The organism is Rhodococcoides sp. S146-33 (assembly GCF_059489205.1).
Map to the genome: position 1 here is coordinate 200,770 of NZ_JCAJWY010000001.1, position 21,868 is coordinate 222,637.

At 63.7% G+C, this 21,868-nt stretch carries 25 protein-coding genes and 1 pseudogene; 13 read left to right on the plus strand and 13 right to left on the minus strand.

The annotated features are described in order from the left end of the window. Nucleotides 1-350 precede the first annotated feature (350 nt). The 3 genes from AC5WEY_RS00920 to AC5WEY_RS00930 all read right to left on the minus strand — a co-directional run bounded on the left by AC5WEY_RS00920 (nucleotide 351) and on the right by AC5WEY_RS00930 (nucleotide 2,888). Nucleotides 351-1,658, minus strand: coding sequence for an NAD(P)/FAD-dependent oxidoreductase (locus AC5WEY_RS00920; RefSeq protein WP_495644300.1), 1,308 nt, complete (start codon nucleotides 1,656-1,658; stop codon nucleotides 351-353). A gap of 128 nt (nucleotides 1,659-1,786) precedes the next feature. Further along, nucleotides 1,787-2,410: a DUF305 domain-containing protein gene (locus AC5WEY_RS00925; protein ID WP_495644301.1), complete on the minus strand. Its 624-nt coding sequence runs from the start codon at nucleotides 2,408-2,410 to the stop codon at nucleotides 1,787-1,789. Nucleotides 2,411-2,492: 82 nt separating this feature from the next. Continuing rightward, nucleotides 2,493-2,888: a DUF6153 family protein gene (locus AC5WEY_RS00930; RefSeq protein ID WP_495644302.1), complete on the minus strand. Its 396-nt coding sequence runs from the start codon at nucleotides 2,886-2,888 to the stop codon at nucleotides 2,493-2,495. A 152-nt stretch (nucleotides 2,889-3,040) separates the two neighbouring features. On the opposite strand from AC5WEY_RS00930, the gene AC5WEY_RS00935 reads away from it, so the two are divergent. Both AC5WEY_RS00935 and AC5WEY_RS00940 read left to right on the plus strand, forming a co-directional pair. Then, nucleotides 3,041-3,919 (plus strand): universal stress protein, encoded by an 879-nt coding sequence (locus AC5WEY_RS00935; RefSeq protein ID WP_495644303.1) that lies wholly within the window; start codon nucleotides 3,041-3,043, stop codon nucleotides 3,917-3,919. 97 nt (nucleotides 3,920-4,016) lie between these two features. Further along, a pseudogene (locus AC5WEY_RS00940) lies at nucleotides 4,017-4,328 on the plus strand (phosphoketolase family protein); the annotation flags it as partial. A gap of 11 nt (nucleotides 4,329-4,339) precedes the next feature. Here the strand turns inward: AC5WEY_RS00940 and AC5WEY_RS00945 are convergent. The 6 genes from AC5WEY_RS00945 to AC5WEY_RS00970 form a co-directional block, all read right to left on the minus strand. After that, nucleotides 4,340-5,224 (minus strand): universal stress protein, encoded by an 885-nt coding sequence (locus tag AC5WEY_RS00945; RefSeq protein ID WP_495644304.1) that lies wholly within the window; start codon nucleotides 5,222-5,224, stop codon nucleotides 4,340-4,342. Further along, nucleotides 5,221-6,063, minus strand: coding sequence for a universal stress protein (locus AC5WEY_RS00950; protein WP_495644305.1), 843 nt, complete (start codon nucleotides 6,061-6,063; stop codon nucleotides 5,221-5,223). Before AC5WEY_RS00950 ends, AC5WEY_RS00945 begins: the two co-directional genes overlap by 4 nt. Before the next feature lie 107 nt (nucleotides 6,064-6,170). Continuing rightward, entirely contained in the window at nucleotides 6,171-7,874 is a 1,704-nt protein-coding gene (locus tag AC5WEY_RS00955) for a sensor histidine kinase (protein WP_495644306.1), read from the minus strand. Then, complete coding sequence (locus AC5WEY_RS00960) at nucleotides 7,867-8,532, minus strand: response regulator (protein WP_495644307.1); 666 nt, start codon at nucleotides 8,530-8,532, stop codon at nucleotides 7,867-7,869. Before AC5WEY_RS00960 ends, AC5WEY_RS00955 begins: the two co-directional genes overlap by 8 nt. Nucleotides 8,533-8,665: 133 nt before the next feature. After that, nucleotides 8,666-8,980, minus strand: a complete 315-nt coding sequence (locus AC5WEY_RS00965) for a DUF8730 family Cys-rich protein (RefSeq protein WP_495644308.1) — start codon at nucleotides 8,978-8,980, stop codon at nucleotides 8,666-8,668. Next, complete coding sequence (locus AC5WEY_RS00970) at nucleotides 8,872-10,251, minus strand: MBL fold metallo-hydrolase (protein WP_495644309.1); 1,380 nt, start codon at nucleotides 10,249-10,251, stop codon at nucleotides 8,872-8,874. The genes AC5WEY_RS00965 and AC5WEY_RS00970 overlap by 109 nt, the downstream gene beginning before the upstream one ends. Before the next feature lie 124 nt (nucleotides 10,252-10,375). Between AC5WEY_RS00970 and AC5WEY_RS00975 the strand changes: the two genes are divergently transcribed. From AC5WEY_RS00975 to AC5WEY_RS00995, 5 genes are all read left to right on the plus strand, one after another. Beyond that, complete coding sequence (locus AC5WEY_RS00975; RefSeq protein ID WP_495644310.1) at nucleotides 10,376-11,149, plus strand: sulfite exporter TauE/SafE family protein; 774 nt, start codon at nucleotides 10,376-10,378, stop codon at nucleotides 11,147-11,149. A 145-nt stretch (nucleotides 11,150-11,294) separates the two neighbouring features. Next, the gene (locus AC5WEY_RS00980) at nucleotides 11,295-11,891 is read left to right on the plus strand and encodes an Rv1733c family protein (protein ID WP_495644311.1); all 597 of its coding nucleotides are present in this window, start codon (nucleotides 11,295-11,297) and stop codon (nucleotides 11,889-11,891) included. 53 nt (nucleotides 11,892-11,944) lie between these two features. Then, on the plus strand, nucleotides 11,945-12,109 hold the full coding sequence (locus tag AC5WEY_RS00985; protein ID WP_495644312.1) for a hypothetical protein: 165 nt from the start codon (nucleotides 11,945-11,947) through the stop codon (nucleotides 12,107-12,109). A gap of 158 nt (nucleotides 12,110-12,267) precedes the next feature. Continuing rightward, nucleotides 12,268-12,576: a WhiB family transcriptional regulator gene (locus tag AC5WEY_RS00990; protein ID WP_037193923.1), complete on the plus strand. Its 309-nt coding sequence runs from the start codon at nucleotides 12,268-12,270 to the stop codon at nucleotides 12,574-12,576. A 136-nt stretch (nucleotides 12,577-12,712) separates the two neighbouring features. After that, the gene (locus tag AC5WEY_RS00995; protein ID WP_082521122.1) at nucleotides 12,713-12,934 is read left to right on the plus strand and encodes an ANTAR domain-containing protein; all 222 of its coding nucleotides are present in this window, start codon (nucleotides 12,713-12,715) and stop codon (nucleotides 12,932-12,934) included. A gap of 144 nt (nucleotides 12,935-13,078) precedes the next feature. On the opposite strand, the gene AC5WEY_RS01000 is transcribed toward AC5WEY_RS00995, so the two are convergent. Beyond that, on the minus strand, nucleotides 13,079-14,308 hold the full coding sequence (locus tag AC5WEY_RS01000) for an EAL domain-containing protein (protein ID WP_235581771.1): 1,230 nt from the start codon (nucleotides 14,306-14,308) through the stop codon (nucleotides 13,079-13,081). A gap of 434 nt (nucleotides 14,309-14,742) precedes the next feature. Here AC5WEY_RS01000 and praA point away from each other — a divergent pair, with 434 nt between their 5' ends. Together praA and AC5WEY_RS01010 are read left to right on the plus strand one after the other, a co-directional pair. Further along, nucleotides 14,743-15,252 (plus strand): alkane oxidation protein activator PraA, encoded by a 510-nt coding sequence (gene praA, locus AC5WEY_RS01005; RefSeq protein ID WP_495644313.1) that lies wholly within the window; start codon nucleotides 14,743-14,745, stop codon nucleotides 15,250-15,252. Nucleotides 15,253-15,299: 47 nt separating this feature from the next. Continuing rightward, nucleotides 15,300-16,019 carry a hypothetical protein gene (locus AC5WEY_RS01010; protein WP_495644314.1) on the plus strand — a complete coding sequence of 240 codons (720 nt, stop codon included), beginning with the start codon at nucleotides 15,300-15,302 and terminating at the stop codon, nucleotides 16,017-16,019. A 60-nt stretch (nucleotides 16,020-16,079) separates the two neighbouring features. Here the strand turns inward: AC5WEY_RS01010 and AC5WEY_RS01015 are convergent, their stop codons facing one another. The 3 genes from AC5WEY_RS01015 to AC5WEY_RS01025 form a co-directional block, all read right to left on the minus strand. Continuing rightward, entirely contained in the window at nucleotides 16,080-17,240 is a 1,161-nt protein-coding gene (locus tag AC5WEY_RS01015) for a GGDEF domain-containing protein (protein WP_495644315.1), read from the minus strand. Nucleotides 17,241-17,288: 48 nt separating this feature from the next. After that, complete coding sequence (locus tag AC5WEY_RS01020; protein WP_156399647.1) at nucleotides 17,289-17,507, minus strand: hypothetical protein; 219 nt, start codon at nucleotides 17,505-17,507, stop codon at nucleotides 17,289-17,291. 412 nt (nucleotides 17,508-17,919) lie between these two features. Further along, a complete protein-coding gene (locus AC5WEY_RS01025; protein WP_495644316.1) occupies nucleotides 17,920-18,588 on the minus strand; it encodes an SGNH/GDSL hydrolase family protein in 669 nt (222 codons plus the stop codon). A gap of 501 nt (nucleotides 18,589-19,089) precedes the next feature. Here AC5WEY_RS01025 and AC5WEY_RS01030 point away from each other — a divergent pair. Genes AC5WEY_RS01030 through AC5WEY_RS01045 form a run of 4 tightly spaced genes read left to right on the plus strand, consistent with a single transcriptional unit; the run spans nucleotide 19,090 to nucleotide 21,858 of the window. Further along, on the plus strand, nucleotides 19,090-20,313 hold the full coding sequence (locus AC5WEY_RS01030) for an alkane 1-monooxygenase (RefSeq protein ID WP_495644317.1): 1,224 nt from the start codon (nucleotides 19,090-19,092) through the stop codon (nucleotides 20,311-20,313). Next, complete coding sequence (locus AC5WEY_RS01035; RefSeq protein WP_057478976.1) at nucleotides 20,313-20,477, plus strand: rubredoxin; 165 nt, start codon at nucleotides 20,313-20,315, stop codon at nucleotides 20,475-20,477. Before AC5WEY_RS01030 ends, AC5WEY_RS01035 begins: the two co-directional genes overlap by 1 nt. Continuing rightward, nucleotides 20,474-20,647, plus strand: coding sequence for a rubredoxin (locus AC5WEY_RS01040; RefSeq protein ID WP_027495558.1), 174 nt, complete (start codon nucleotides 20,474-20,476; stop codon nucleotides 20,645-20,647). The genes AC5WEY_RS01035 and AC5WEY_RS01040 overlap by 4 nt, the downstream gene beginning before the upstream one ends. After that, complete coding sequence (locus tag AC5WEY_RS01045; RefSeq protein WP_495644318.1) at nucleotides 20,644-21,858, plus strand: NAD(P)/FAD-dependent oxidoreductase; 1,215 nt, start codon at nucleotides 20,644-20,646, stop codon at nucleotides 21,856-21,858. Before AC5WEY_RS01040 ends, AC5WEY_RS01045 begins: the two co-directional genes overlap by 4 nt. The last annotated feature ends 10 nt before the right edge of the window (nucleotides 21,859-21,868 follow it).

A 21,868-nucleotide genomic window follows, 5' to 3' on the forward strand; every position in this document is an offset into this window, starting at 1 on the left:
GCCGTGTCGTCGAGATCGTGGCACGCTGTTTCACCTTTTCGTCGAGTTACACCGGTCGAGTTTCTACATCGGCCGAAGATGAGGTGACGTTACCTCGAGCAAACGTCCCGAGCGTTATGGACCGGACGAATCCGAGACGCGATCGTGATGCTCTCGCTCGCGACCTCCTCGGCTGACCCGGACCTGGTTGTTCAGGATCGGCACCCGGTCGCGGAATCCCGCCGATCGGCACCGATCCTGAACCATGGGGTCCGGTCGGAGCCCATCACTGACGCGAACCGACCTGAGTGTCCACTATTTGCCTGCGGAAGCGGGATTCCGTACGACGGCCGAAATAGTGGGCGCTCAGGTCAGTTGTACGGCCTACGCGCCGTTGCCGGGTCGCCGTAGGTGATGGCGCGTTCGCGTCGGGTCCCGGTGGCCAGGGTTGCCGCCCAGTTGATCAACGTTCCGATGCGATTGCGGTTGCCAGCGAGGAATGCGATGTGGATGACGCCCCACGATACCCAGCCCAGGAATCCCGACATCTTCAGCGGCCCGGCCTGCACCAGTGCGTGTCCACGCGCGATGTAGGCCGCGGTGCCGAGGTCTCGATACTTGAAATCCGAACGCGCAGAACCGGATACGTCGGCCGCGATCGCCGCACCCGCAGCCTTACCGCCCTGCATCGCCACTTCTGCCACTCCGGCGAGTTTGTTCAGCGACATGATGTCTCCGACGACGAAGACGTTCCGGTGTCCCGGGATCGACAGGTCGGGCTCCACGGCGATGCGTCCCGAGCGGTCCTGCTCCACGCCCATCGCGTCGGCGAGCTGCTTCACGAACGGAACAGCCTCTACGCCTGCGGTCCACAGCACCGTGTGAGTGCCGTAGCGAGTGACCGACTTCGGTTCGGCCTTGGTCGTTACTTCGACGTCGGTGGCCGTGACGTCCGTGACGTGGACCCCGAGATGGGTTTCCACCCCGACGGTGTCGAGGGTCCGCTGCGCCTTTGTCGTCAAGGAGTCGGGGAACGATTCGAGTACGCGATCACCGCCGTGAAAGAGGAGTACCCGAGCTTCCGACGGGTGAATCGAGTCGAACTCCTTCGCCAGCGCCCGAGACGCGAGTTCCCTTATCTGACCGGCCAACTCGACGCCCGTCGGGCCTCCCCCGGCGACGGCGAAGGTCAGCCAGGGCCGACGCTCCTCGGCGGTGGGGAGAGACTCGGCCATCTCGAAGGCGGAGATCAGCTTTCGTCTGATCGCGAGGGCGTCGTCGAGAGTCTTCATGCCCGGTGCCCACTGCACGTATTCGTCGTGACCGTGATAGGCCTGCTGCATTCCGACGGCGACGACGAGGTAGTCGTAGGGCAGCTCGAAGGTAGACCCGTCGAATCGGCTGGCCGTCACCACTCCGCCGTCGCCGACTGTGGTCACGGACGTCGCTTCGCCCAGTGCCACGTACACGTTCTTCTGTTTGCGCAGCAGGTGTCGTAGCGGGCTGGCGATCGAGCCCTCGGACACAAGACCGGTGGCGCACTGGTAGAGCAACGGCTGAAAGACGTGCGAGGTACCGCGCTCGAGCACGGTCACATCGACGTCCTCGTTGCGGAGGCGTCGCGCGGCATGAAGCCCGCCGAATCCGCCGCCGAGGATCAAAACCCGTGGACGTGCCATCTGAACGTTCTCCCTCGGACCGACTGCAGAGATGGATTCTCCGGGTTGCCAGCGTACTCGAGCAGGCCCATCGCGACGCCGGTGCCGCACCCCCGATGAGAGGGTGCGGCCTTCGGTGTCGATGCAGATCAGCCGAGCAACTGCTGCATGGTGTCGATCTCCTGCTGCTGCGTGGCCACGATCGTGCGTGCCATCTCCTGCGCCTCGGGGTTGGAGCCGTCGGCGATCTCGACGTTCGCCATCTCGATCGCGCCTTCGTGGTGCTCGATCATCATCGTCAGCCACTGGCGGTCGAATGCCGCACCCGACAGAGCAGTCAACGCATCCATGTCCTGTTGGGACATCATGCCCATGCCCGAGCTGTGGTCCATTCCGCTCATCTCACCCATGTCGGCCGAGGGTGCGGGCTGACCCCATTCGGCGAGCCACGCCGTCATCCGGTCCATTTCCGGTTGCTGCGCGGCTTCTATCGCCGACGCCAACGCCACGACATCCGAATTGTCGGTGCGCCCCTGGACCATTGCCGCCATCTCGACCGCCTGCGCATGATGCGGGTACATCATCCGAGCGAACATCACGTCCGCGTCGTTGAACTCCGCGGACGCGTCGGCCTGGGATGACGCCGACGCCGAGTTGGACGAGCCCATCGAGTGACCGTCCATCGGCATGTCGGAAGTGTCGTCACTGCAGCCGGCGACGAGGAATGCGCTCACGGTGGCAGCAGCCAGCGAAGCGACCAGTTTTGTACGCATGTGAATCTCCTTGCGAAAGTGCGGAATACAGGGATCTGGGTATGCCGATCCGCCGGTGGGTGTGCTTCCACCGGGCTCCCTGTCACACTCGCAACGTCACCGATCTGTCCAACTCCCACAGAGTCCACGGCGGTGCACGCTCCGAGATGGCGTCGGTGCGCGCGCCGATACCCGCCTCGGACAAGAACGAGTCGCTCACATCGACACTCGTCGAAGGAACCGACAGAGTCGGCCACGACACCGTCGTTCCGGCGCACGGATGCATCATCTGGTGCGCGGACGGGCAGTCGGGCCTCGCTGCAGCCACCTCGATGGGTTCATCGTGGTGGGATACCGACGCCATGGCCGTGTGGTTGTTACCGGGTGACATCACCGGTGTCACCGAATGCATCAGCAGCACCCCGAGGACCGTCAGCACGATCAGCAATCCGGTCGCCGAGGCAAAGCCCGGGCGACTGCGTCGGATCACTGACTTCATCTCATCGACGATAGCAAGACATACCCCCTAGGGGTAGCGGGCAGGGACTTCGGCCCAGAACCGAAGGACTTCCGCCTCTGTTGGCTATGCGTCTGATCCAGCCATGCTCGACGCGTATCGGCACACGAGAAGTCAATGGACGGGAACACATCATGAATGCATCGAGCCGAGTCGTCGTCGGAGTCGACGGATCTGCCACTTCTCTCGACGCGGTCCGCTGGGCAGCGCGCGAGGCCGTACGACGCCACGCCCCACTCGAGTTGGTCACCTCGTCACTGTTCGCGCCGGGAACCTACGGCGATGCCATCAGCTTGCGGATCGGCGCGTTCGCAGATCCGGACGTCGAGGCCAAGCGGGTACTGACCGCTGCGGTCGACGTTGCGCACAACACCGCGGCAGGCAATTCTCTGATTCTCGACACTCGTCTCGAACATGGCTCGGCTGCACGCAATCTGACGCACTTCGATATCGCACCCGCCTTGATCGTCGTCGGTTCACGGGGCCTCGGCGAGTTCACCGGCGGGCTGATCGGGTCGGTCAGTACCGCCGTCGTATCGCACGCCACATGCCCTGTTGCAGTGATCAAGTCGAACATCGCCAGCGACGGCCCGGTCGTCGTGGGAGTGGACTGTACGTCCAACAGTCAGCCTGCGATCGGGTTCGCTCTGCAGGAAGCGTCGATGCGAGGCGTCGACCTCGTTGCCGTGCATGCCTGGAGTGATCTCGAGCTCGGCAGCGTTCTGACGCGTGACGAGGATGGGCCGTGGGCAGATTCGGAACTCGCCGAGAAGACATCGCTGGCCGAGAGCCTGGCCGGTTGGTCGGAGGACTACCCCGACGTCACCATCCGCCGGGTGGTGGTTCAGGACAGACCCGTTCGCGAACTGGTCCGCGCCGCCGAGAACGCGCAGCTGATCGTGGTCGGTAGCCGTGGCCGGGGCGGCTTCGCCTCTATGCTGCTCGGATCGACCTCACGCGCGGTGCTGCATTCGGTCGATGTTCCCGTCGTCGTCGTACCCACGAACCGATGACCGCGTCCGCCACCGAGACCACCTACAGCCCCGACGAACTCGACGCAGATCTGCGCTACTGAGTTGCTGCGAACTATCTGACGGTCGCCCAGCAGTCGATGTGGTCTTCGCGTTTCACGGCTACCCACGCGCCGTGCATCAGTTGCTGCACGGCCGCCCGAACGCCCAGCGATTCCATGTTCGCGGCTTCATCGAACAGGGCACCACCACAACGCCGTTCGACATGGTGACGCTCGACAAGATCAGTCCGTACCACCTGGCCCTCGACGCTGTCGATCGAGCGTCGAACGCACCCGAGGGCGCGCAGCAACTCCGGCAGTTCTGCGAGGACCAACTGACCCGGCACGATGCCTACATCCGTGAGCATTTCGAGGATCTCCCCGAAATTCGACAGTGGCGGTGGTGGTGATGGATCGGTAGCTACCCGCGGGCGATGATCAACGGACAGTCGACGCGGTAGGCCAGTGACCGGACGGTGGACCCGAGAAGGAGACCGCTGAACCCACCGCGTCCACTCGAACCCACGACGACGGCCTGCGCACGTGACGCCACCTCGAGGATCCCGTCGGCCACGTTGCCGCGCAACACTGTTCGTTGCACCGACACACCCGGGAATTGCTCACTCCAGCCGGACAGGCTCTCTGCCAAAACGGTTCGACCGTTCGACGCGATCGCCTCGGACCTGTCGCCGGTGGACGCGTCGGGCGACGAGATCAGTTCGTCCGTCGACACGTGGACTGCGACCAAACCTGCTCCCCGGAGCGAGGCTTCGTCGAATGCCAACCGAACCGCGTCCTGGTTGTGCGGCGACCCGTCGATTCCAACGACAACAGGGCCTGCCGACGAATGCAACTCCACACTTCCCGGCACGATGACCACAGGGCAGTGCGCTTGGACGGCCACTGCGGTGCTCACCGAGCCGAGCAGTTCCGCGAAATATTCACCGTTGCCGCGCGAACCGACCACGATCATCGAGGCACTGGAGGACTGCTCCAACATAGCCTGAATCGTCGGTCCCACAAGCGATTCGCTCGTGATGACGAGCGTGTCCGGGTTCTTCACCGAACGTCGAGCAACCAGCGACGCCCAGGCGAGGATCGATTCTGCGGCTGTGTGCTCCTCGGAACCGATGTGAGACGGCAACGCCACGAAGCTGGTGTAGAGAGCCTTCACTTGGTAGGCGGACAACAGCTTCACTGGTAGCCCACGCAACTCTGCCGCACGTGCCGCCCAACCGACTGCGTCGAGCGATGAGCCGGAGCCGTCGACACCGACGACGATCGCTCTCGCGCCGACGGTGCTCATGCGTGCGGGACAACGAGAACGGGGCACTCTGCGTGCCGCAGGACGGTGGTCAACGTGCTTCCCGGAACGCGATCACGCTCGTGGCCCAACACCATCAGCTGTGCGGTGTCGGACACCGCGATCAACTCCGATCCCGAGTCGGCCTCAGCGTAGACCGACGCAACCCGCACCGAGGGGTAGTCCGCACCGAAAGGTTCCAGTCGGACGTCCATCGCCGATTCGGGGTGCAGGTGGTCGACCGGACCGCGGATGGCGCTGGCCAGAATGGACGAAATCGCCTGGGTGTGTACCGCGAGCACACTGGCACCGCGCATCGCCGCTTCCTCGAATGCCTGCGCCACGACGACATCTGTCGCCGAGACCTTCGCGTCGCCCAAGGCGGCGACGACTGCTCCGGAACGCTCGGCGTCGAAGGTTCGGACGACCGCCACGGGATGGTTCGAGCATTCGACGACCGTGTGCACCATGGATCCGAGAACCCATGCAGCAACAGAGTTCTCGGTAGTCATACCCAACACCGTCAGGCACGCCGATGCCGCTTCGGACAGCATGACCGTCTCCGGGCGTCCCTGCAGAACAACGGTCTCGACGACCACGGTCGGGTCGCTCGACCCGGCCACGATCGCCGCCTGGTCCAACACGGTACGGGCGTAATCGTCGTCCACATCCGGCGCACCATCGACTGTTTCGGGCTGAAGATGGGCCTGGATCACGTGCACCAGACGCAGCGACGTTCCACGGCCGCGCGCCTCGCGGACCGCGAAACGGGCTGCGTCCAGTGCAGCCGTCGATCCGTCGATTCCGACCACGACGGGTCCGGTGGAAAGTGAAGTGTTCATAAGATGCCTCTCGATGGTGCGCGTCTACGACGAGAACGCTACGAGCGCAGGCACACCTGACACAGCAGTCCGAGGTCATCGGAACAAGTGACCAAGGTCGTCACCCGTCAGGGCAGCGGTACCGACCAGATCAGCTCGGTGCCACCTGCGCCAGAGGCGGGAGGCCTGAGAATCATCGCACCGCCACACTCGACTGCCCGCGCCTCGAGGTTTGCCAGTCCACTACGAGTATTGTTCTCGTCCAACCCGATTCCGTCGTCGGAGACCTCGATGCGGAGATTGTCCCCGACCGCCAGTGTCACGTTGACGGTCTCCGCCCGAGCGTGATGGACGACGTTGCTCACCGCTTCACGAATGACGGCGACGGCGTGGTCGGCGAGGGAACTGTCGATGACCGACAGGGGCCCGAACATACGAACCACGGCGCGAATAGGAACGCTTTCGGTGAGTTCCAGGACGGCTCCGTTGACGCGCTGCCGTAGACGAGTGGTCGAGTGCGTCGAGCTCTGCAGATCGAAGATCGTCGTGCGGATGTCCTGGACGGTGTCTTGCAGATCGTCGATGGTGCGCGCCAGACGCTGACGAATATCGTCGAGTTCGGTCTTCTGCACCGTGTTCTGAAGAGACAACCCGGCCGCGAAGATCCGTTGAATGACGTGATCGTGAAGGTCCCGGGCGATCCGATCACGGTCCGCGAGGACGTCCAGCTCGTGCATTCTCCGCGTGGAGTCGGCCATCTGCATGGCCAGCGCTGTTTGATCGGCGAAGCTGGACATGAGATCGAGTTGGAAGTCGTTGAACGCCGGCGCTCCCTTACGACGCAATGTCACCAGGACCCCGCGCACGCCGTCGGCCACGCGCAGCGGTGAGATCAGCGCGGGGCCGAATGTGTTCGCAACATGCTCGCTGGGGCGATAGTCCAACTCCTCCTTGCGAGTGGCGGTTCGAAGACGATATGCCGCACCGGAACTCGATCCCTCGATCGGGATGAACGAACCCACCACAGCGTCCGCGTCGTACCCCTCGGCGATGGAGATCACCAAGCGGGAGACCGTGTCGGAACTCGAACCCGCGTCGGAGGGAACGGCGATGAACGCAGTGTCGGCCCCAGTCAGGTGCACGGCCCTTCTCGACACCATGCGCAGGACTTCGTCGATGTGGCTCCCGGCCAGCAGCTCGGTGCCGATGTCCCGCATCGCTTCCATCCACGATTGACGGATCCGCGACTCCTCGTACAGGTGCGCGTTCTCGATCGCGATGCCGGCAGCCGAGGCGAGCGCCCGCGTGACGACCTCGTCGTCCTCGGTGAACTGCGCTCCGTTCTTCTTCTCGGTCAGGTACAGATTTCCGAACACCTCGTCACGCACGCGAATGGGCACGCCGAGAAACGATTTCATCGGCGGATGGTTCGGTGGGAAGCCCACCGCCTCCGGATGCGCCGACAGGTCGTCGAGTCTCAATACGTGTGGTTGATCGATCAGCAGACCCAGTACACCTCGGCCGGTGGGGAGATGGCCGATGGCATCGCGCACGTCGTCGTCCATGCCGTGATGGATGAACGCCCTCAGACCGTGTCCGTCGCCGCGGACGCCGAGGGCACCGTAACGAGCTCCGACGAGGTTGACCGCCGACTCCACGATCGACCGCAACGTCACTTCCAGGTCGAGGCCGGAGGTGATGACGAACATCGCGTCGAGCAGACCGTCCGCTTGCACGCGCGCATCCGCGATGCGACCGATGCGGTCCTGCACCTCGGCCAGCAGTTCACCGAGCCGAAGCTGTGGAAGACCCGATAGGCGGTGATCATCCATCCGACGGCCCGGGGTGCGTTCGCGGATGCGTTTCGGCCAGCCTCGACGCATACACCGCCGCCTGGGTGCGGCGCTCCATCCCGAGCTTGGCGAGCAGCCGGGAGACGTAGTTCTTCACTGTCTTCTCGGCCAAAAACATTCGAGCGGCGATCTGCCGATTCGTCAGTCCCTCCCCCAGGAGGTCGAGCAACGTCCGTTCCTGCCCGGTGAGGTGATCGATCGGTCCGGGAGCGGCCGTACCCGCCCGCAGCTTGTCCATCAGCGCTGCCGCTGCGCGATTGTCCAACAGCGACCGACCCGAGCCCACGTCCTTGATCGCACGTGTCAGCTCCATACCGGTGATGTCCTTGACGACGTATCCGCTCGCGCCGGCGAGGATCGCGTCGAGCATGGCTTGATCCTCGGTGAACGAGGTCAGCATCATGCATTTGAGATCGGGGAGTCGGTCGAGCAATTCGCGGCAGAGCTCGATGCCGTTGCCGTCGGGTAGCCGGACGTCGAGAACGGCGACGTCCGGCCGTAATGCGGGAATACGAGCGAGTGCCTGTGCGCAACTTCCGGCTTCACCGATCACGGTGAGATCGTCGTCGGAGTCGATGAGATCGATCAGACCCCGACGCACGATCTCGTGATCGTCGACCAAGAACACTGTGACCACGTCCGACCCCTCACCCGCGTCCTCGGTGGGCGCATGTCCCCAACACTACGGACCCGCGGCCCGAGGAAGACCCCACTTCGGACATCGAAAGTGGAGCCGAAAGTCCCTGTTGCCGATCCGGGTTCACCCGATCTCAGCGACCGAACAGCGACCGCATGCTCCGACGCTCCTTCGTGGGCGGCGTCGAATCCTCACTGCAGGTGCAGCGGTCGGCTGCGGCAACCGTACGCATGACCGAGTCGACATGTTTGCCCCAACCGCCCCAGCCGGTCTTGTGGCATTTCTTGCAGGTGACGGGGTAACACATGAGAATCCTCCTGGTAAAAAGTCGGTCGAAGTTCAGGCCGGAACGTGAGCGTCGGCCCAGGCGTTGTATCCGCCGAGCAAATCCGAGACGTCCTCGAATCCCTGTGCTCGGAGCAAGGATGCGGCCACGCTCGAACGCCATCCTCCGGCGCAGTGCGTCACGATCGGTTTGCCGGTCGGCACCTGATCGAGGCGAGTTCGCAACTGGGCCAGCGGGATTGAGATCGCTCCCGGTATCGTGCCGAAGTCGCGCTCACCGGGGTTGCGAATGTCCACCAATGTCGCCTCACCCGCTGCGAGCATGGAGTCGAGTTGCTCGACGGTGGTACGAGGCGCGGTCTCGACCAGCTCGCTGAGCTCCGCGGGAAATGTTCCGTCTCGGTCGACCACGAGGTAACCGATCGCGTTGTCCGAGCCGATTCTGGCCAACCGCAGCGCGGCTTCCTGTTCGTCCCCCGGGTACGCGATGAGAACGATCCGTCCGCCGACCTCCGCGACCATGCCGCCGGTCTCGACGAAGCGACCGTCGAAACCCACATTGACCGATCCCCGAAGATGACCGGCCGCGAAATCATCCACACTTCGTGCGTCGAGCACCCTTGTGCCGGAAACCAGCTCGGCCCTCACGGCTTCGGGTGTCAGCGCAGGGATAGTTCGGCCAGGGGACAGCAGTGGGTGCACCTGCTTGTTCATAGCTGCGTCGGCGGAGAAGTACGACGGTGCTGCCGGTTGGCCGTCGGTGACCAGCGCGACGAACGCGTCTTCGGTCATCGGCTGCACCGACGGGTTGCTCGCGCGCTGCTCACCGATGGTCGAGGTCAGCTCGGTGGACAGGTTCTTGCCGCAGGACGAGCCGGCCCCGTGAGCGGGCATGACGACGACGTCGTCGGGCAGCGTCAGCAGCTTCTCGTGGATCGTCGAATACATCGCACGGGCGAGGTCGGCGGTGGAGCCGTCCCCGAGATTGACCAGGTCCGGACGTCCGACATCTCCGATGAAGAGGGAATCACCGGTCAGGACCGCGGTGGGTGTGGCACCGGGGCGCTCCCGAACCAGCACCGAGATCGACTCCCACGTGTGACCGGGCGTCGAGAGGATTTCGAGTTCGACGTCGCCGAGGGACAACCGCACCCCGTCGCGCAGTCGCCGGATCGGGTAGTCGGTCTCGGCGGCCTCGCCGAAGCCGATCCAGGCACCGGTCGCGTCGACCAGTTCGAGATGGCCCGAAACGAAGTCGGCGTGGAAGTGAGTGTTGACGACCCCTTCGATGGTGAGTCCGTACTTGGCGGCGTCGTCGAGATACTCGGCGATGTCGCGACGCGGATCGACGACGATCGCACGTCCAGTGGTCTCGTCACCGATCAGATACGAAGCGTGGGAAAGACATTCGAGGTAGTACTGCTCGAGGATCACGGTTCCCTCCATCCTGCTGTCGCCGAGCGCGTTTCACGGGGCGGTAGACACAGTGTGCAATACCCCCTAGGGTATGTCAAGTACCCCTGGGGGTATAGGATCACACCATCGATTGGAGAGAACGATGACTTTGGGGCTCGCGCTCGGGTTCGGCGCAGTGATCGGGATTCTCCTCGGCCTACTCGGTGGAGGCGGATCCATTCTTGCGGTCCCGGTGTTGGTGTTCGCCCTGGGCCTCGGCGTGGAGGAAGCGATCCCCGTCTCGCTTATCGTCGTCGGTACGGCCTCGGCGGTGGGAGTGATACCGAAGCTGCGAGCCCGCCGCGTCGAATGGCGACTGGCGACAGTGTTCGCTGCGACCGGCATTCCAGCGACCTTCGCCGGCAGCGCACTCGGCCGGTTGCTTCCAGAGAGGATCTTGCTGCTCGGCTTCGCCGCCGTCATGGTTGCCGCCGGAGCCCGGATGCTCGCCGAGCGAGGAGATATCGGAACAGCCTGCAAGACATCGGCATCGGGCATCAACTGGAGACACTGCGCTCCGCGGTCGATTCCGGCCGGCCTTGCCGTCGGATTCATGACCGGGCTGTTCGGCGTCGGAGGCGGCTTCCTCATCATTCCAGTGTTGGTGCTGATGCTCGGCATAGAGATGTCGGTCGCGGTCGGCACCTCGTTGGTCATCATCGTCGCCAACTCCGTCGCCGGTCTGTTCTCACATCTGAGCGGCACGACCATCGACTGGTCGATCACCCTCGCGTTCGCCGGCACCGCAATCGTCGGCTCCCTTCTTGCCGCGCACTTCGGAACTCGGGTCGATACCGCACGACTGCAACGCCTGTTCGCCTACCTGGTGTTCGCCGTGGCCGGGTACGTCGTCATCGACGCGGCTTTTCTGAGCTGAATCTCGCCGTCGTCCGGCCCCATGTCGAGCCGGAACGGCGGGTAGCCGGCGACGTATCGGGACCTTGTGCCCTTACTTTCCGGTGCACGGCGTCGGAGACTCGTAATCGACGCTGAACACACGGCGGTGAGGGGTAGGTGACGGCATGCACGCACAACTCGCGCACCGCTGGTGGCGCCAAGGTCCTTGGTCCACCAATCCGCTGATGCGACTGCCCGACAGGATCGAACGAACGCTCGTCATCGTCGGGGTGGTGGTCCTGCTGTTGCTGATACCCATCGCAGCGACGATCGGTTCGGTGACCTACAGCGACGCGGCATCACAGTCGCAACAGGAACGTGCAGAATACGTTCAGGTCGATGCCCGAGTGATCAATACCGCGCAGTCCACGGGTACCGGAAGCGACAGCACCACGCTTCCCACCGGCACCGCGACAGTGGACTGGACTGCACCGAACGGGTCCATTCACTCGGCGTCGACCGAGGTTCCCTCGGACGTGCAGATCGGTGAGACCATTCCCGTCTGGTGCGACGCGAACGGAAACCTCGTGCCTGCGCCAGTCAGTGCGGTTGGTGCAGTCATCAACGGTGCCTCCACAGCCATATTCGTGTGGGTTCTCGGTGCGGTCTTCGTCGGATTCCTGGTCTACTTCACCACGGTGGCCGGTGACCGGGTTCGCATGCGGCACTGGGACAGTGACTGGAAAGACTTCATGCAGGCACGAAACCACCCCTCGCGGTAGTGCCGTCGAGTCGACGCCCGACGCTGATTTCTGCCTGACGTCGGCGCGACCACATGACCTTCGAGACACTCGCTCTGTGTGTCGCGCTCGAATTGCGCCTCGACATCGTGCTGTTGTTCGGCTTCGCGGCCCTCGCGATCCATACCCATGCATCGGTGATGCTGGCCGGCTTCTGGCTCCCGGTCAGGCCCCGGCCATTGCGCTCGGAGCCCTGGTGACCATCGCGGCGGCAGCCTGTTGCATCTCGGTTTGCCGCTCGTCGTCCCACCTGGCCCGCGGGCCTGCGGCGCCGCAAGGCATTTGGTTGTTTCGACTTGATCGAGACGGGGAACAAAGGACGTGGAACGATCGGCACGACGCGAAACGGATCATGACGATGACAGATGACCAGGTCTGGCGCCTCAAGGGTGCGTGCATCGAAGACATGGATGCCTACGACTCGCAACAACTTCCCCGGCACGGACGCAAGCGCGCAGAGAAGGCATGGCGCTTGTGCGCCGATTGCCCGGTGTTGCGCAACTGTGCCGAGCAGACGGCGCGAGATATCGAGTCGGGTCGCATTCCGGTCGGCGTTGTCGTTGCCGGTGCCGCGTACCACGACAATGCGAGCAACGGTCGCCGGACCGATGCGTACCGCACTCTCGAGTTCCTGATCGGGCGCCCTCTGTCGAATCCCGCCGCCTGATCAAGGCAGTCGTTCGATAACGCAGCGGTCACGAAAAGCTACGAACTCAGTAACGGCCGCAGCTCTGTTCGACGCGAAACCGGTGTGTCTTCTCGGGCTTGACCTGCGTCGCAGCCAAGCGCGCAACAATGCTTGCATGATCGCAGCGCACGTTACCCACCTCGGGCTGTCGGATGATGTCCAGAGGGCACTGTCGCAGCGAGCACCGATAGAACAGGCCAAGGGAATGTTGATGGCAACGCATCGCATCGACGCCGACGCGGCATTTTCTCTGCTCGTGGACCGATCGCAGGGCACCAATCGCAAACTCCGCGATATCGCGCAGGAATTGGTGGACGAGGCCTCGACCGAAAGCTGATTGTTCAGGCGACCCCGTACGCTGTTTTTTCAACGCACGGGGCCTGAGCAATGCTGCAGTCCGGACTACTTCATTACCTGCTGTGCGGTATGCCCTGCCATGGCCGCCCGAAACATCCCTTCCGGCGACACCATCGGGGGTATGTCAGAAACGCGCGAGAATCGCACGCGCACAACGGACTACGGTCGCTCGGTCGTACGACATGACGTAGTCGAATTCACGGTCTGCGTCGGCCTCGCCGCGGTGCAGGTCGATTGCAGCGAGCACTCCGCAGAAGTGCGGCCCGAGCACCACCACGTTCCACTCCTCGACGAGTGAGTCCGCCGGATCGATAGGTGCATGCACGATGCCGCCTTCTTGCACGTACCCCATACCTACGCCGTACACGCCGGCATAGGAGATCTGCTCGGCCATCGACACCCAGCGTGCGCGGGTGGTGGGAGTGAAGTGCTCGGCCCTCTGAAAAGTGCCGAGTATCAACGTTTCCGGTCCCGCCGATGCAGCCTGCATCTCGAGAGACGTGCTCATCGCAACAAGTAGGCGTTTGGTGCTTCGCGTGGCGATCTTGCCTGCGGCCGCGATGGCGTACGGCGACTCCAGCGCTGATGCCGGCGTGCTCCACGTGGGGAATGGAGGCATCACCTCGGCGGCATCGGCCGGCAGCTCCTCGGTCGATTGCGCGGCCGGGTAGAGCTCGCCCACCCCGTACGTCGCGCCGAGTCCCAGTGCGCGGCTGCGATGCAGCGCTGTATCGACTCCGCTGGCGACAACCACCGCGCCCGTTCGTTCGACCTGAGCGGAGACTGCGTGGGCAGTGCGCGCGGTCGACACGTCGGGGCGTGTGGACACCATGGTTTCCGCGAGGATGATCACGTCCGGTTCGATGAGCGGGAGCAGCGTCATCGATTGTGGTCGGCGGCCGACGTCGTCGACGGCGACCACTTTGCCGTCGCGCCGGGCCTTGTCGATCGACGCGAGAGTACGAGCCGGGCTGTCCACGAGAGCTGCTTCCGTGACGACCACGATGTCTCGGCGGAGTTGCTCTTCGGTGGCGGAGTCGATAGCGGCGAGCGAGCCGACATCCATCGACACGAGCATCGGCAGTCGCACCGACTGCTCGCGTCGAGCGACTCTCCAGGCCAGGGCGTCGAGTTCACGTTTGGCATCCATGGCCCTCGCCGCGCGCTTGAGCGCGTCGGCCGAGGCGAGGGGACCGCCCTCCGGCCCACGCAGCTGCACCTCGATCGCTGCGAGAGCGCCATTGTCCAGCCGACAGACCGGGGCGAAATACGGCTGCACCGTCAACTCTCCCGTGTCCGTGTCGACTGCGGATCCTGCTTCGGCCAGCGCGAACGTCACACCACAGTTTGACACGGAAAATCACCCCCTGTCCGACGGGGGTAGATCGACATTTCAAACATCGTTTCCAGCAGCTTCTGCTCGCCCTCACGAGACTGGTCGACGGAGGTGTCACGGAGGACGTCGCAACTATCTCGTTTGGGTAACTTCACATAACGATCCGATAACGGGCAACGCACTCGGCGGACGTGCCCTCTCGACCGCGTCGTCGACGACAAACCGGGACGAAAACCCGTGATGGAGTGGACTTTCGAGATTCGAGCCCAGTTTCGTTACCATGGCATACAACAAACATACCGCCCGTATTGTTATTTGTCACAAGATTCAAATGAAACAATTCCGACATACGCTTCGCCGTCCTAACGTCCCTCCTGGCCACCGGAGTTCCGGTGCCACCGGCTGCCCTCGGAGGGCTCCGGAGTCGTTAACTGGACTTGGAGGATCGATCGATGACGCTCACCCCGCCGACCCGCTCTCGTACACTCGCCGCCGTACTCGCCGCCGTTGCCATCACCGGTGCGACGGTCGGGGCTGCCAGCGCCGGTGCCGCAACCATCTCGCCTGCCGGCACCGCCTTCTCAGCGCCCGGAACAATCGTCGTGAGCACCCCGGCCTCGTTCGGAGTACCGGTGAGTTGCTCCATCGATCTCATCGGTACCACCAGCGCCGACGGCTCCTCGGCATCCATCACCGACGCCAAGATCAGCGGTTCCAATCGTCTGTGCAACCTGCCGCAGTTGAAGAACTTGCCGTGGACCCTCACCCCCACCAGCGCCACCGCCGGCGAAGTGTCCAACGTGGGCTTTTCGCTGATCGGGTACAACTGCGGCCCGGCCACGCTGGCCGGTTCGTTCGACAACATGACCAACACTCTGACGTCGACCAACCAGCCGATGTCCGGTAACTGCACCGTCAACAGCCTGTCGGTCCAGCCGAATCCGGCGTTCACCCTGTCCTGACGCTCGAACTCGTCCGAAAAACAACCCATCAGCGATAAGGAACCCACGTGAAGATCCGCAACAAGTCTGTCGTCACCATGGCGGCGCTGGCATCATCCGTCGCACTGGCAACGATGGTGGCTGCGCCGGCCAACGCTGCCGACACGCTTCCCATCACCTTTCAGGCAGACACGACGACGATCATCGCCAAAACCGGTCAGCCGGTCATCTTCCCGACCACCGACCTGGTGACCGACGTCGACCTGGTCGGCGGAACCGTCACCGGTTCGCTTGCCCTCCCCCAGGCATCGGCGAACCTGAAACTCGGCCCAGCCACGCTCGCCAAGTTCACCATTTCGATCATCGACGCGACCCCGGTCTCGGGCACCCTCGTCCAAGGCGGACCCGCTGAGGCACCCACATTGGATCTCGATGTGAAGCAGAGCTTCAAGATTCGCATCGATTCGGTGAAGCCGCTGGGCATCGACACCGGATCGGCAGGGTCCGCCTCACTCGACCTGATTCCCGCAGGTGCCAATTGCGTCACCGCGGAAACCACGGCCAACCTCACCGGTTCGCTCGACGCAATCGATCTGATCCAGAACAACCAGACCGACTCACACGTCAAGGGCACCTACACGATTCCGCAGTTCCAGAACTGTGGCGCGTTCACCTCGGTGCTCAACGCCATCATCGCCGGCCCCGGCAATACCCTCGACGTGCACCTGACCAACCCGGTCTTCGACGTCGGAACGCAGTCTGCGATCGCAGCCGAGGTTGCTCGCTAGAGCGACCCAATACCGACTCACGGCGTCGATCGGTTCCGAGTGCGGAACCGATCGACGCTGTCAGTTGAGTTCGTCGACGGCTCGGTGCGACGACGAGTCGTTCCCGTGGACCGCCACGCGATCACCACCGAGTCGTTTCGCCTGGTACATCGCTTCGTCGGCGCGGCCCAACAATTCGCTGATGCCGAACTCGATGTCTCCGACCTCGACAACCACGTGGGCGATACCCAACGACGCGGTCAACGGTGCTCGATCGGTTTTGTCGGATAGTCGGATTCGCAAGCGCTCGGATTGTTCGATAACCGAGTCGAGGCTGTCCACGCAGACGACCGCGAACTCTTCGCCGCCGAGCCGAACCGTGACCGCCGGCGCGGGGAACACCTCCAGAATGCGGCTCGCGGTCGTTCGGATCGCCACGTCGCCGTGCTCGTGGCCGTACCGATCGTTGACCGCTTTGAAATTGTCGACGTCGATCACCACGGCGGCCACCGATACGTCCGAACCGGATCGAAACTCCAGGTTGCCGATCGCCGCGTCGAATCCCCGCCGGTTCTGCATTCCGGTGAGGGGGTCGTAGAACGCGCCGGTGGCGTCGCGGCGCAGCAGCATGAGGAACGAGTGGCAGATCAGCGGGGCCGAGAACATCACCAGGATCAGCATGATCAGGTAAAGAGTGGTCTGCAGACGCTGCTCCGGGCCGTCCATCAAGGCCGAGACGTAGAGCGCGGCCGTAGTGAACAGCGCGAACACATGATGTGCGGTGAACAGTTTCGGTCCGCGAAATCCCACGATGTAGCTGCCCATGACGGTGAACAAAGCAGCCAGGGGCAACACCATGGACGGTTCTTCGGTGGTGAGCAGCACCGCGGCGAGCACGATATCGGCGTACAAGACGAAGGCGATCGACATCTGCCAGCTCGGCCAGCCACCGATCAACCAGGCCGCACCCACCGGAAACGTCGTGATCACGGTGAACCATAGGATCCAGCGACCGAGCGTGCTGTCGCCGAGCCCCGGAATGGTCAGCGCGATCGCCGCGGCGGTGCCGTACAGCCAGCAGAAGACTCCGATGAGAACCCTGGTGATGGACAGTCCGCGTTGCGACCGTGCGTATGCGACGTTCCACCCGTAGTCGACCGGAAGCGACCACCACTGGCGAAGACTGTTCACTTTGAAGTGCGGCTTTCCTCGGGTCTCGACCTGGATCGACAAGTCAACCACAGACGAAACCACCTGGTCCGCGAAGTCGTGAACTTACCGAGGCAGGGACTAGCCCCGCATGCCGTCGGCCAACTCGAGCACCCGGCCGGCGTATGTGACCACAAACGCGTCGAGCGCTTGCTGGGACAGTTCGGGGCATCCGGCTCTGCGGAAGAAGTGCTCGAGATCCACCAGACGGTCCCCGAGTCCGACGCGCCGGCGATCCAGCGCCTCCAGCTCCACCACCAAGGCCTCGAGCTCCTTGACTTTGCGCATTACGTCGTCCATCGGATCACCGTCCACTTCGCGGGAGCTGTGCACAGATTGGGCGGCGAAGCCGGGCTTCCCTCCCAGCTCCGCCGAGAACAACAATACGCTTTATCGAACACATGTGCGAGTCGCTCAGTTTGTACCACCTAGCCTGTGCACAATCCGAAGAGGTGGCCTACAGTCTGTGACATGCTCCAGAAGAGGGGTCCGAACGGGGTTCGACCGCCAGGCTCGACACATCCAATTCAATTGGCGCTCTTGATAATCCTCACGATTGCCGTGGTCGCTCTGGCCATCCTCGCAATCCACGAGGGTCGCCTCTGAACGCGTACCTCGTCACCATCGACGCCATTCGGCGGGATCCCGCGTCCGACGGACGATCCTGAACCCTTAGGTCCGCAGTTAGGGGCGAGTGCCGTCCGGTCCGAGCTCAGATACTCGCGATTCCTGCTAGTGCGGCGACCTCGGCCGCCATCTGGGCGGCAGTGCTCGCCGTCGGGTGCACGCCGTCGAACGTGGCACCGGGCCGATCGAGCAGTGGTGCGAACTCCGCGACGGGTACGCCGTGCTCGGCAGCGAGCGCTCGAATATCTGCGTTCAGCGCGTCGGCGCTGACTGTGCGCGCCGACGGCACCGTCGCGATCACGACAGTGTCCACTTCGCGCGCTCGCTCGAGGATGGCGCGCAAATTGTCGACGATCTGGGGCAGCGGCACCGATCTGGCCAGGTCGTTGGTGCCGCCGTTGACGACGAGGATGTCAGGGTTCGCGGCCAGCGCATCGTCGGTTCGCGCGAGTATCTGCGTCGTCGTCGCGCCGTTGATTCCGAAATTTCCACCACCTGCAGCGGGGGACGCGTCGCCGCATACGAGGTACGAATACCATGCCGTGTTGCCGTGAATTCCCCACCCGACGCGGGAATTCCCTTGCGCCATGGAATCTCCCAGCGTCACCAATCGCGGGCCGGTGTCGTTGACGCTCCACCCGAAGCAATGCGCGTTGCGGACCGCCAGCGCCGGCTTCTTCAGTGGTCCTGCGACGAGCACGGCGGTAAGCGCCAGTCCGAGTGCCCCGGCGATCCACAGTCGACTTCTCTGCACGTAGCAGATTCTCTACCGCCGGCAATGGCGCGCATTCAGGAGGCCCCACCTATGTCGGGGCCGGGATCGATAGCGGCCGAACCGGCAGCCGGAGCTCCCTGCGGCGCGACTTCGGGGCAGGCTGCGCCGGTACAGCACCGGCGCAGCCCCTGGCGTCAGGAACCGAGGAAAGCGCTCACCGCGGTTGTTCCGCTCTCGGCGCTTCCGCTGCCGATGAGCCCGAGGATGACGTCGACGATGATCTTGGCGATGAATGCGTCCATAGCTACTCCTGTTGTGAAGTACCCCCGACGGGATACAGACGGACCTACGAATGTCGCGGCCGACCATTACCGGCCGCAACGAGACGCAAGGTAGCAGCTGAATCTGCCCGGAAAGCGACGCTGTGATGACGCCCACCTCCGCGGTGATGCGTGTACAAATTTCTAGATTTGTACATCGTGCTGACAAATTCAGTGTATTGTCCAATCCACAGTGATCGGACTTACACGAGGAGTGACGATGACCGCATCGAACATCGACGATCAGGCACAGGTGCCGGTCGACGAGTGGCACGACCGCAAGCGACATCTTTGGCTCATGGGCCTGATTCCACCCACGGCGGTGTTCCTGGCAACCGGTCTGGTGTGGGCCTTCAACCAGCTCGGCTGGAATGCAGTCGCCCCGGTGTGGTGGTGGATCGGCGCGCTGCTCGTCTACGGCTTGCTCCCGATCCTCGACCGGTTCTTCGGCCCCGACGGTGACAACCCGCCCGACGAGGTGATGAAGGCGCTCGAGGAAGACAAGTACTACCGCTACTGCACGTACGCCTACATTCCGTTCCAGCTCGCGAGCCTGGTGTTCGCCTGCTACCTCTGGTCCACCGACAACCTCTCCTGGCTCGGCATCGACGGCGGCTTGGGGCTGGTCTCGAAGATCGGCCTGGCCATCAGCATCGGCGTCATGGGCGGCGTCGGCATCAACACCGCTCACGAACTCGGGCACAAGAAGGACGAGCTCGAGCGTTGGCTGTCGAAAATCACTCTGGCACAGACGTTCTACGGCCACTTCTACATCGAACACAATCGCGGCCACCATGTTCGCGTCGCCACTCCCGAGGATCCGGCGAGCTCCAAGTTCGGAGAGAGCTTCTGGGCGTTCTTGCCACGCAGCGTATGGGGCAGTCTGAAGTCGTCCTGGGAGCTCGAGAAGACTCGAATGGAGCGTCTGGGCAAGAGCACGTGGAGCATTCACAACGATGTGCTCAACGCATGGCTGATGTCCGTCGTCCTCTACGCGGTCCTCGTCGCCGTGTTCGGCCCGATCGTGCTGCCGTTCTTGGTCATTCAGGCCATCTATGGCTTCTCTCTGCTCGAGACGGTCAACTACCTCGAGCACTACGGTTTGCAGCGTCAGAAGAAGGACAACGGCCGTTACGAGCGATGCACCCCCGAACACAGCTGGAACTCCGATCACATCGTGACCAACATCTTCCTGTATCACCTTCAGCGACACAGTGATCACCATGCCAACCCCACGCGGCGCTACCAGACTCTGCGCAGCATGGACGGAGCGCCCAACCTGCCGAGCGGGTACGCGAGCATGATCTCGCTGGCCTACTTCCCGCCCGTGTGGCGCAAGGTGATGGACCACCGCGTTCTCGATCACTACGACGGCGACATCACTCGCGTCAACATTCAGCCGTCCAAGCGGGAGAAGATCCTCGCCACCTACGGAGCTAAGTGATGGCCGCCTACGAGTGCCCGGTGTGCGAGTTCGTATACGACGAGTCCAACGGCGCACCGCGAGAGGGCTTTCCGGCCGGGACTGCATGGTCCGACGTACCGGACGACTGGCCGTGCCCCGACTGCGGTGTCCGCGAAAAAATCGACTTCAGGAGTAAAGCATGAAGCTGTACCGCTGCGTTCAGTGTGGGTTCGAGTACGACGAGGAACTGGGCTGGCCCGAGGACGGCATCGAACCGGGCACGCGCTGGGACGATATTCCCGACGACTGGTCGTGCCCCGATTGTGGTGCAGCCAAGGCCGATTTCGAGATGGTCGAGGTCGAACGCGGGTGAACGCTCGGCAACCCGGCAACGTCGTGATCGTCGGCACCGGTGCCACCGGATACACCGCCGCCAAAGTGCTACGCGCCGAGGGCTTCACCGGGTCCATCACGCTGATCGGTAGCGAACAGGAGGCCACCTATCGTCGTCCCGCGGTCTCCAAGGAGTTGCTGCTGGGCACCAAGGCGGTCGATCAGGTTCGGCTGGGTCCAGCGATCGACGGTGTCGACGTTCGCACGGGTGTCACGGCGACCGCGGTCACCGATTCGGCCGTGCAACTCGACGATGGCGACTCGGTCCCCTACGACACCGTGTTGCTGGCAACGGGTTCTCGGGCGCGGCAACTCGACCTGCCCGGCTCGGCTCACGTGTTCACCCTTCGCAGCGCTGCCGACGTCGCCCCGCTGCACGCAGACATCCTCCGAACAGGATCGTTGCTGGTGATCGGTGGTGGACTGATCGGGTGCGAGGCGGCAGCGGCAGCCCGATCACTCGGTGCCGAGGTCACGGTGCTGGAGGCAGCATCAGCTCCGCTGAACCGGATCGCACCGGCTTCGATCTCGCAGATGTATCGAGACCTGCACGCCGACAACGGTATCGAGATGCACACCGACGTCTGCGTGACCGGCCTGGAGAAGATGCCCGACGGCACGCTCCTGGCCACTGCTCAGGACGGACGCTCGTGGTCTGCCGGCACCGTGCTGGTGTCGGTCGGATCGGTCGCCAACGTCGAGCTCGGGGCGGACATGGGCCTCGAGACCGCGTCGGGAATCCTGGTGGACGCCGGGATGCGGACATCGGCGGCCGGTATCTACGCCGCGGGTGACGTCGCCGAAGTTCCCAACTCGATCCTCGGCGGTACCTATCGAAGCGAGCACTGGAACGGCGCCGTCGATCAAGCGACCCGCGCCGCTCGGTCCATCCTCGGTCTCGACGTCGGCGATCTCGACGTTCCGTGGGGCTGGTCCACTCAGCACGGCGTCAACCTGCAATTCGCGGGGTGGACCAGGGCGGACGACGAGTACGTCGTGGTTCGCGGCTCGATCCAGGACCGCAAATTCACCGCCTGTGCACTGCGCGGCGATGCGCTCGTCGGAGCTATCGGGGTGGGATACCCCAAGGACATCCGGCAGATCCGCTCCCTCATTGCGCGCGCAGACCCCATCGACCGAAATCTCCTCGGGGAAGATTGGCTGGATCAGCCGCATGCGGTCGTTCGATAGAGTCGTGCTC

Excerpts from the sequence above, each read along its gene's own strand:
- AC5WEY_RS00945 (WP_495644304.1), bottom strand. The coding sequence starts at position 5,224 with ATGAGCACCGTCGGCGCGAGAGCGATCGTCGTCGGTGTCGACGGCTCC.
- AC5WEY_RS00975 (WP_495644310.1), top strand. The coding sequence starts at position 10,376 with ATGACTTTGGGGCTCGCGCTCGGGTTCGGCGCAGTGATCGGGATTCTC.
- AC5WEY_RS00920 (WP_495644300.1), bottom strand. The coding sequence starts at position 1,658 with ATGGCACGTCCACGGGTTTTGATCCTCGGCGGCGGATTCGGCGGGCTT.
- AC5WEY_RS00990 (WP_037193923.1), top strand. The coding sequence starts at position 12,268 with ATGACAGATGACCAGGTCTGGCGCCTCAAGGGTGCGTGCATCGAAGAC.
- AC5WEY_RS00935 (WP_495644303.1), top strand. The coding sequence starts at position 3,041 with ATGAATGCATCGAGCCGAGTCGTCGTCGGAGTCGACGGATCTGCCACT.
- AC5WEY_RS01020 (WP_156399647.1), bottom strand. The coding sequence starts at position 17,507 with ATGGACGACGTAATGCGCAAAGTCAAGGAGCTCGAGGCCTTGGTGGTG.
- AC5WEY_RS00955 (WP_495644306.1), bottom strand. The coding sequence starts at position 7,874 with ATGGATGATCACCGCCTATCGGGTCTTCCACAGCTTCGGCTCGGTGAA.
- AC5WEY_RS01035 (WP_057478976.1), top strand. The coding sequence starts at position 20,313 with ATGGCCGCCTACGAGTGCCCGGTGTGCGAGTTCGTATACGACGAGTCC.
- AC5WEY_RS00980 (WP_495644311.1), top strand. The coding sequence starts at position 11,295 with ATGCACGCACAACTCGCGCACCGCTGGTGGCGCCAAGGTCCTTGGTCC.
- AC5WEY_RS00965 (WP_495644308.1), bottom strand. The coding sequence starts at position 8,980 with ATGGCGTTCGAGCGTGGCCGCATCCTTGCTCCGAGCACAGGGATTCGA.
- AC5WEY_RS00925 (WP_495644301.1), bottom strand. The coding sequence starts at position 2,410 with ATGCGTACAAAACTGGTCGCTTCGCTGGCTGCTGCCACCGTGAGCGCA.
- AC5WEY_RS00930 (WP_495644302.1), bottom strand. The coding sequence starts at position 2,888 with ATGAAGTCAGTGATCCGACGCAGTCGCCCGGGCTTTGCCTCGGCGACC.
- AC5WEY_RS00985 (WP_495644312.1), top strand. The coding sequence starts at position 11,945 with ATGACCTTCGAGACACTCGCTCTGTGTGTCGCGCTCGAATTGCGCCTC.
- AC5WEY_RS00995 (WP_082521122.1), top strand. The coding sequence starts at position 12,713 with ATGATCGCAGCGCACGTTACCCACCTCGGGCTGTCGGATGATGTCCAG.
- AC5WEY_RS01040 (WP_027495558.1), top strand. The coding sequence starts at position 20,474 with ATGAAGCTGTACCGCTGCGTTCAGTGTGGGTTCGAGTACGACGAGGAA.
- AC5WEY_RS01030 (WP_495644317.1), top strand. The coding sequence starts at position 19,090 with ATGACCGCATCGAACATCGACGATCAGGCACAGGTGCCGGTCGACGAG.
- praA (WP_495644313.1), top strand. The coding sequence starts at position 14,743 with ATGACGCTCACCCCGCCGACCCGCTCTCGTACACTCGCCGCCGTACTC.
- AC5WEY_RS00950 (WP_495644305.1), bottom strand. The coding sequence starts at position 6,063 with ATGAACACTTCACTTTCCACCGGACCCGTCGTGGTCGGAATCGACGGA.